Annotated in this window: 7 protein-coding genes; 6 read left to right on the top strand and 1 reads right to left on the bottom strand. The window is 66.8% G+C overall.

What is annotated here, in order from left to right:
• The first annotated feature begins 325 nt into the window (after positions 1-325).
• The 3 genes from AC2W7M_RS14285 to AC2W7M_RS14275 are packed head-to-tail and all read left to right on the top strand — an operon-like array spanning position 326 to position 6009.
• A complete protein-coding gene (locus tag AC2W7M_RS14285; protein ID WP_486132927.1) occupies positions 326-2122 on the top strand; it encodes a methyltransferase domain-containing protein in 1797 nt (598 codons plus the stop codon).
• Positions 2123-2138: 16 nt separating this feature from the next.
• A complete protein-coding gene (locus AC2W7M_RS14280; RefSeq protein WP_486132926.1) occupies positions 2139-4436 on the top strand; it encodes a glycosyltransferase in 2298 nt (765 codons plus the stop codon).
• Entirely contained in the window at positions 4339-6009 is a 1671-nt protein-coding gene (locus AC2W7M_RS14275; protein ID WP_486132928.1) for a DUF6311 domain-containing protein, read from the top strand. Before AC2W7M_RS14280 ends, AC2W7M_RS14275 begins: the two co-directional genes overlap by 98 nt.
• Positions 6010-6031: 22 nt before the next feature.
• Here the strand turns inward: AC2W7M_RS14275 and AC2W7M_RS14270 are convergent, their stop codons facing one another.
• Positions 6032-6451, bottom strand: a complete 420-nt coding sequence (locus AC2W7M_RS14270; protein ID WP_486132925.1) for a helix-turn-helix transcriptional regulator — start codon at positions 6449-6451, stop codon at positions 6032-6034.
• A 310-nt stretch (positions 6452-6761) separates the two neighbouring features.
• Here AC2W7M_RS14270 and AC2W7M_RS14265 point away from each other — a divergent pair, with 310 nt between their 5' ends.
• The 3 genes from AC2W7M_RS14265 to AC2W7M_RS14255 form a co-directional block, all read left to right on the top strand.
• On the top strand, positions 6762-7424 hold the full coding sequence (locus AC2W7M_RS14265) for a hypothetical protein (RefSeq protein WP_486132924.1): 663 nt from the start codon (positions 6762-6764) through the stop codon (positions 7422-7424).
• Positions 7425-7928: 504 nt separating this feature from the next.
• Positions 7929-8102 (top strand): hypothetical protein, encoded by a 174-nt coding sequence (locus tag AC2W7M_RS14260; RefSeq protein WP_486132923.1) that lies wholly within the window; start codon positions 7929-7931, stop codon positions 8100-8102.
• A gap of 16 nt (positions 8103-8118) precedes the next feature.
• Positions 8119-8741 (top strand): hypothetical protein (locus AC2W7M_RS14255; RefSeq protein WP_486132922.1); only part of this gene is annotated, 623 nt, incomplete at its 3' end.

Raw genomic sequence — 8741 nt, 5'->3', positions numbered from 1 at the left:
CTCGCCGCGGAGGTCCGCGCGCGTCTCGCGGCTGCGGACGCGGCTCCGTCAGCCACAGTGACGCCCTTTCCGGGCCCGGCCGCAACCGCCTTGGGCTACCCCTTGCCGGCATGACGGTCGAGGTGGACGGCCGCCTGCGGGTCCTGGCGTAAGCGCGCGCCGGCGCGATCGGTGCGGGCGCGAGACGACGATCCACCCCCGACGCGATAAAACTAAAACGTTGCGCAGGGTCACTTATGCTTGCTAGGAGCGGCACCGGGACTTTGGCGAAATGGTGGCGCCTTCGATATCCGGGCCTTTTTAGATGAGTGATCCGCGATCGTTCATGGACAGCTACCGCGCGTTCGAGGACGCGCACCGCGGCAGCGTCGGTCTCATCCGCGATCGCCTGAGCATCTACCTGCCCCTGATCGGGGAGATCGAGAACCGGGCTGCCGGCAAGTCGGCGCTCGACATCGGCTGCGGCCGGGGCGAATGGCTGCGGCTGCTGATCGACCACGGATGGTCCGCCCGGGGCGTGGACGCCAACCCGTCCATGGTGGAAGCGGCCACCGCGGCGGGCCTGCCCGTGGCGGCGATGGACGCCGCCACCTATCTGCGCGGCTGCGCCGCCTCGTCCTTTGCGCTCGTCACCGCCTTTCACGTGGTGGAGCATCTCGAACGCGACGCTCTTAGCGACCTTCTGGCGGAAATCGAACGTGTTCTCGCACCCGGCGGCATCGTCATCCTGGAGACGCCCAATCCGGAGAACCTGACGGTCGCCTCCTGGTCGTTCCACATGGACCCGACCCACGTCGCGCCGCTGCCGCCGCACCTGCTCGCTTTCCTGGTGCAGTCGGCCGGCCTTGAAGGGGCGGCGATCCTGCGGCTGAACGGCACGGCGGCCATGATCACGGACGGGGATGCCCCGTCCGCCTTGCTTGGATTGTTCACCAGCGGGCCGGATTTCAGCGTCATCGCAAGCAAGCCCGGTGCGGGCGACGGCGTCGCGGCGGCGATCTCGCGCTTCGTGGCGGCGAACAGCCAGCCTTCGCCTGCCGATCTCGGCAGGCTCGCGGCGGAGATCGGCGCCCTACACGCGGCGGCGCAGCGAACCGACCAGCTCGCTGCGATCACCCATCCGCTGGCCCACGCTGCTGCGGAGTTGAAGGACCGGTTCGAGACCCTGTCGGCCCTGTCGCAGAACCTCGCTGACGAGATTTCCGCGCTGAAGTCCGACAAGGCCCAGCTTGAGGCGGAGGTCGGCGCATTGCGCCGCGACCTGGCGGAGACCCAGGATCGGCTGCGGGCCGAGCGCGAACCTTTGACCGATCGGCTCGCGCAGGCGGACCGGCTCAAGGCGGAGATCACCGGCCTGAGCCGCTCCGGTGATCGCCTCCACAATCAGTTGAAGCTGAGCCTCGAAAGACTGGACGGGCGTCTCACGGCAGAACTCCAGGCGGTTCAGCAGGCCCAGCATGAGATGCATTCCGATGTCCTGCAACTGCGCCTGCGGCACGAGCAGCTCGCCGGCATCGCGTTGCTCAAACTCCTGTCCCGCGTCCGGATGGCACGCCGCGCGCTGAAGGCGCGCATCAAGGCGGTGTTCGCCCGCGAGGCGCCGCTGCGGACCGCACTGCGCCGCCTCGACCGCCTGGCCACCCGACCGATCCGGGACGTGCGCGACCGTATGCGGGGGGGCCGGGAAGCGGCACGAGGGCCCGCCGTCTCGCCGGCGCTTGCGCCGGCCTTCCTGAGCCAGAGCGCCGGCGAGCGCCTGGCCCTCCAGCGCCTCACCCACGCATTGGCGTGTGTGAAAACCCGAGCGTCACGGACCGGCCCGCCGGCTCGAAGCCCCGGCTGGCGTTCGTCTCGCCGCTGCCGCCGGAGCGCAGCGGGATCGCCGACTACAGCGCCCAGATCCTGCCGGAACTCTCCCGCCACTACGACATCGACGTGGTCGTGGCGCAGGAGACCGTGTCGGACGAATGGGTGCGCACCCACTGCGCCGTCCGCTCGCCCGCGTGGTTCGAAGCGCACGCGGACGCCTACGACCGCGTCCTCTACCACTTCGGGAACTCGCCCTTTCACATCCATATGTTCGCGCTGCTGGAAAAATTCCCGGCGTCGTTGTTCTGCATGATTTTTATCTTTCCGACGTGATCCTGCACATCGAGAATTTCTGCAATCAGCAGCACCTGTTCGCGCGATCCTTGCAGACGTCGCACGGGTACGACTCGGTGCTGGAGCTGACGGCGGTGGCCGACGTCCGAGACATGCTTCAGAATTACCCGGCCAACTTCGACGTGCTGGCGCGGGCCCAGAGCGTCATCGTTCACAACGATCATGCCCGCGAACTCGCGGCCCGCTTCTATCCGGAGTACGATTGCGGGTCCTGGACCACCGTTCCTCTCGTCCGCTATCCCGCGTCGACGGACACCAAGGCCGAGGCGCGGCGGGCACTGGGCTTTTCGGACGACGACGTGGTCGTCTGCTCGTTCGGCTTCATCCACCACACCAAGCTGTGTGATCGCCTGCTCGACGCCTGGCTCCAGTCGGATCTGGTCCATGACGAGCGGTGCCATCTGGTCTTCGTCGGCGCACTGCCGGACGGCCCCTATGGCGAGGCCATGCGCGGGAAGATCGACGCGTCGGGCGCGTCCGCGCGAATTCGGACGACGGGCTTCGTCTCCGGCGACGACTACCATCGCTTTCTGCGGGCGGCGGACGTGGGCGTCCAGCTCAGGGGCCTCTCGCGCGGCGAGACCTCCGCCGCCGCTCTCGATTGCCTCGCTTACGGGCTGGCGACGATCGTCAACGCCAACGGCGCGATGGCCGAGCTTCCCGCCGATTGCGTGGTGCAGCTTCCCGATGCGTTCGCACTTTCGGACCTCGTCGACGCGCTCACCGGCCTGTGCACCGATGCCGCGAAGCGCCGGACCCTCGGTGCGCGGGCGGCCGAACACATCGCCAAGAACCACAATGCCTCTTTGGTTGCGCAGGCGTACCGCGAGGCGATCGAAGCCGCGGCGCGCACGGCGCCGCGCCTGCACAGCCTGCCGGCACTGGCGCATACGGCCAGGCGGATGGTCGCGGCCGGTGAGACGGATGCGGCGTCCATCGGTCGCCACGCCGATCAGATCTGCCGCGAGGCCCCTCTGCGGCGGCCAAGCCGCCGCCTGTTCGTCGATGTCACGGTGCTGGCGCAAAACGATCTGCGGACCGGCATCCAGCGGGTGGTGCGCGGCCTGCTGCTCGAACTCCTCAAGGCTCCGCCGCCCGGCTATCGGGTCGAGCCCATCCGCCTGAGCGACATCTCCGGGCACTGGCAATTCTATCTCGCGCGGCGCTACACAGAGCAGGTGTTCACCGGAACCCCGGACGTGCTGCTGGACGAGCCGGTGGAACCTGCGGAAGGGGACATCTTCCTCGGTGCCGACTTCCACACCGGCGGCGTCGTCGAGGCCGATCGGGCTGGCCTCTTTCGGGACTGGCGCCGGCGCGGCGTTAGGATCAGCTTCATCGTCTACGACATCCTGCCGCTGACGCTGCCTCACTGCTTCCCGCCGCACTCCGGGCCGGGACACCTGCAGTGGATCTTGGTCTTGAGCGAAATCGCCGACGATCTCGTGTGCATCTCGGCCTCGGTGGCGGCGGAGACGGCCGCGTGGCTGGAAACCCACGCGGCGCATGCGCGGCGCCTGCCGGCGGTCCACGCCTGGGCCCTGGGCGCGGACATCGATGCCTCCCATCCTACCCTGGGGATGCCCGAGGATGCGGAGGCCTTCCTGGCGACGATGCAGGCCAGCGACTGCTTCCTCATGGTGGGGACGCTGGAGCCCAGGAAAGGCCATCTCCAGGTGCTCAAGGCCTTCGAGCTTCTGTGGGCGAGGGGCAGCTCGGCAAAGCTGGTCTTCGTCGGCAACGAAGGCTGGCGCGACGTGCCCCGCGAGCACGCGCGCACCCTGCCCGAGTTGATGGACCGCCTGCGCCCCCACCCGGAACTGGGCCGGCGCCTGTTCTGGATCCAGGGCGCAAGCGACGAGTTCCTGGATCGCATCTACCAGGAGGCGGACTGCCTCATCGCGGCCTCGCTCGACGAGGGGTTCGGCCTGCCGCTGATCGAGGCCGCCCGGCACGGCATCCCGATCATCGCCCGCGACATTCCCGTCTTCCGCGAGGTGGCCGGGGATCATGCCGCCTTCTTCAGCGGGCACGACGACGCCGCGCTCGCCCAGGCGATCGAGGACTGGCTCGTCGCCTTCCGCGCGGACCGGCATCCGAAGTCGGCGCAAATGCCGTGGCTGACCTGGGCGGAGAGCGCGGCGCGGCTCACGGGAATTCTGCTCGACGCTTGCGCTGAGGACAGGGCCCCACATCGGGCTGGTTGCTCAGTTTGTTATTGTAGCATCCATTTACGCCTATATACGAATGGTATCCACCTCCAATCGATCTGAAATGTTTCTGATATCGGCATCCGTTTCTCTCGCAATAGCTATTAATGCCTACCTGTTCGCCATGTGCGCACCGCTCATCATCGCGGCTCTCTGCGATGCATGGAGATTGCAGGGAATCCAAATGAGGTATTTTCTTTTTTGTTTGATGGGAATGTTTTTATCTTCCTGTTTGGTCATGCTTGCACTTGGATTGATTGGAAAGGATACATCTCTGCCGATTACCGAAGGTTTCGGCACTTTTTCGATGAATCTCGCATCTCCGTTTTGGCCGCAATATAGCCTGCTGTCATTCGGCCGCGGTTTCCTGGACCCGGTGGGTGGCCAGTATGAGGGATTCAACTATTTGGGTGCCGGCGTGTTGTCGCTGTTTGTCCTCTCCCTGGCTTTAAAGCCTGCGGCGTATCTGCGCCTGATCCGTCGGCACGCCTTTCTGGCGGCCGCTCTGGCCGCGCTGGTGATCTTTGCCATCTCAAGCCGGATCTATGTAGGGCCGTACAAGATACTTGAAGTGAATTATGATTTATTCCCAGTGCTAGGCCGGATCACTGCCACATTCAGGTCGAGCGGACGTTTTTTCTGGCCCGTGGGCTTCGTTATCGTCATTTGCGCCGTCGTCATTGTGTACCGCCGCCTCGGCCCGCGCCGTGCGACCCCGCTGATGATGTGCGCCGTTCTCGTTCAGATCATCGATATCTGGCCTGTGTTCAAGCTTGCACGAGCCGATTCCATCGAGAACACGCGGCGATTGGACCCCGAGCCGGGATTGACCCTCGATCTGATCGGCTCGCGCAGTGCGGTTCTTTTTGTGCCTGGAGCCCTCTGCGGCAGCCGAAAGAACATCAATGTAACCGTTCCAATGCAGTTTTTGGCAGCGCGTGCGGGCCGCCCCTTTGATGGCCCCTACCTCAACAGGGGCGGCGCATCCTGCGGTGAGCTTGCCCAGAGTTTCGCGGCAGATCCGTTTCGTGGGGTCACCACACCGCGGGCCCTGCTGGTCTTGATGAAGGAGGCGGTGGGCCTCAATCTGCTGACCTATGGGCTTGGGCCGGACGTGCAGTGCCGGGAAGGCCAGTACGCCTATTTCTGCGGCCGCGTGCCGCTCGACGAGAAGCTCCTGGCCTTCGGCCGCGCGCCGGATCCGCCGCCGCCGCTGCCGTTGGGTGTCAATCTCGATCCGAGCGGAAATGGTGCCGCATTCCTTGGCACGGGCTGGTCGGTGCGATCGCCCGTATACCGCTGGGCCGAGGGAGATGTGACGACCTTTCTCGGGCGCCTGCCGCAGGAAGCCTGCACGGAGGTCCGCTTCAGCGCCGAGATCGTGCCATTCGGCTTCAAGGGCTATGCCGTCGACATCGCCGAAGTGCGCGTGCGGGACGGCGGATCAGCGCCCCTTCGGCTCGATCGGATGGGACAGCAGAGGATCGACGTCACGCTGCCGCTGGAGCGCTGCGTCGACCATGTCGACCTCGGGATCATGTTCAAAGATCCGAAGTCGCCGCTCGCGTTGGGCATGAACTCCGACCCGCGCAGGGTGACGTGGGGGTTCTTCAACTACCGGATCGAGGCCCGATAACCTGCCCCCTTCGGACCGGCCTTCATCGGCCGCCCTTGGGCGGCCCTCGACGGGGCCGGCCGGACGGGTCGGGCGCAGCTTGTGCCGGTGTTCCGGAAGCGGCGGCCGGGCCGCGATGCAGGCCGTGGCGCAGGCTCGACAGCTGCAGCACGAGCTCCGGCTGGCGGTTGATGCCAAGCTTGCGGAACACGCGCTTCAGCACCACGCGCACCGTCCCTTCGGTGACGCCGAGCTTGGTGGCGGCGTCCTTCACCTCCGTGCCGCCGCCGATCAGTGCGGCGAGGCGGGCCTCGCCCAGCGTGAGGTTGAAGGCATCGCGCACCAGCACCGGATCCACCATATGCTCGCGCGAAACCGGCACGGCCAGGAGCAGGGTCCGGGCCGCCGGAGCGGTGCCGATGAGCCTTCCGCCGACTTCGGTGACGGGCAGCGCCCAGACCACGGTCCGGCTGCCATCCGCCGCAGTCAGGATGCATGGCTGCGGCGCAGATGGCGCCGCCTCCGCGTCGCTCGCGGCCTTGAGAACGGCGGCAAGCGGGGGCGCTCGGCCGGGGCGTGCGGGACCACGCGCCCGGCCAGGGTCGTGAACGGGCCGGAAATCGGCTGCGACCGGCGGCATTGGCATAGACGAGCTCTCCGTCGGCCCCCAGCGCATAGACGCCGGCATCGACCGCATCGAGCGCGGTGCGCAGCATCGCCTCGCTCGCCTCCAAACCGGCGAGCCGCAGCGACAGCCGCAGCGACTGCTCCACATGGCGCCCGAGCAGGCCGAGCGTCTCCATCTCCTCGGCCGTGAACGGCCCCTTGGCCTTGGCGCGCGGCACCGAGAGCAGAACGAGGACCTCCTTGTCCGGCAGGACCATGCAGCTCATCAGCCAGCCCAGCCCCACGCGTGCGAAGAAGTCGACGAAGATCGGCAGGCGCTCGATCTCCTGCGGCGTGGCGATGCTGAAGTCGTCGAACACGTCGCCGACGGTGAGGTGCATTTCCTGGGCGCGCAAGGCATGGGTGTCCTGCCGCCACCACTCCTCGTCCAGATAGACCCGGACCGCGTCACGCAAGCTTTCCGAATAGATGAACTCGGCCTGCGTCCCCGCGCTGTAGAAGATCACCACGGCGCCCTCGGCGTCGAACATCTCGCCGATCCTTGCCAGGGCCGACGGCCACCGTTCGGGAGCCAGTACGGCATCATAGATGGCTCGAACCGTATCACTGAAGACCTTCAAGATGATGTCTCTCCGATCCGCGCTGCCCACCCGCAGGCATGGGTCACCATCCCCCCGGGGACGCTCCAGACGCGGCCACCCGATCGCACGGCTCCGAATGATCCATTTTGGGGTATGGCAGAGCTTGTTTCGATCTGCAACACTATTGCCGTGCATTCAGGAACGCTATTGGCGCCAGATTTCTTGTGACTCGATCAGAATGTCACGTTACAACTTGCTAATGAAAAATATTACATAACATTAATGTCGAGACTCAGAGATTATTTTAAAGGATATCGCGCGCAGCTCGAAAGGATCCCAAGAGTCCCTTACGGCATAGCTTATACGTCCGCGGCGGCTCAGGCCGATCCGGGCTGGAAATTCTTGGCACGCATCGGGAAGGCATCATGAGCACCGCGATCATGGGATGTGGGCGACACGCGGATGAAGGCGCTGCGCCCCCGCCCGCCGGCCGGTCGTCACGAGCTGACGCCCCTCTGCCGGACACCGCAACCTTGCGCTCCTTCGTGCTGCGGGCGCCGAGGCGCGCTTCGGCCGGCGGGCCGGTTCGCGTGGCCTGCGTCTTGCCGTAGAGTGAGGACGTTGCGCCCGCCGATTCGCGCGATCCATGGCGTTAGCGCTCACGCGCGGATATTCTGCCCGAGAGCCCTCGGCTTTCGCGGAGTCCCTCCCCCCGGAACGGAGTTGAACGGAATGAACGCGGCCCAGCTCCTCGCCGATTACGTGAAGGCGATCGACATCATCGCGCTGCTGGCTTTGGTGGCGCTCGCGATCGCCGCTTTCTACCGGCGGGAGAACTGGTGGCTTTGGCTTCTCGGGATCGTCGTCATCGCCTGGGCGGCGAGCCGGCTCCTGGGGGCGTTCTGAGGCCGTGGCACCGGCGATGCGCCGCGGCACGGCCGAACCCGCCGATACCCAGGACGATACCGGCGCGGAGCGCCCCGGCAGCTGGCTGCGCGAGCTGGCGCGGATCAAGCCGGCCCCTTGGGAATGGGGCCGTGCCTTGCGCGCCGCCGTCTGCATCTGCCTGCCCTGGGCCGTCGGGCTTTCCTTCGACGCCGTCACGGCCGGCCTCTGGATTTCGCTCGGCGCGCTGATGGGCGCGGCCGGCGAGCCCGCCGGCGCCTATGACGCACGCCTGCGGCAGGTGCTCGGCGCGACGCTGATCGGCGCCTTCGGCTTCCTGGCCGGCTATCTCGGCGCCCTGCCCTGGCCCGCCGTGGTGGCGGCCATGACCGTGATCGCCTTTGCCGCCGGCATCGTCAGCAGTCTCGGGGCGATGTTCTCCATCGGCGCCATGCAGGCGCTTCTGCTCGCCTCCATCGCCATAGGCGTACCGGCCATCGGCCCCTTCTGGCAGCCCGCGCTGCTGTTTTTCGCCGGCGCGCTGTTCTATGCCGCGGCGCTCGCCGTTGAGGGCTTCGCGACGGGCGCGCGAGCGCGGCGGACGGCGATTGCGGACCTCCTGGTCTCCCTCGCCGCCCTCGCCGCCGCCCGGCGGCACGG

This window comes from Xanthobacter sp. BG11Y11_SDJG (assembly GCF_057364445.1).
Note: the sequence above shows the minus strand (reverse complement) of the source record. Positions and strands in the feature narration are given on the sequence as shown.

What these genes read in the sequence shown, in the direction of transcription:
- AC2W7M_RS14260 (WP_486132923.1), top strand. Translation starts at nt 7,929, where the DNA reads ATGAACGCGGCCCAGCTCCTCGCCGATTACGTGAAGGCGATCGACATC.
- AC2W7M_RS14285 (WP_486132927.1), top strand. Translation starts at nt 326, where the DNA reads ATGGACAGCTACCGCGCGTTCGAGGACGCGCACCGCGGCAGCGTCGGT.
- AC2W7M_RS14265 (WP_486132924.1), top strand. Translation starts at nt 6,762, where the DNA reads ATGGCGCCCGAGCAGGCCGAGCGTCTCCATCTCCTCGGCCGTGAACGG.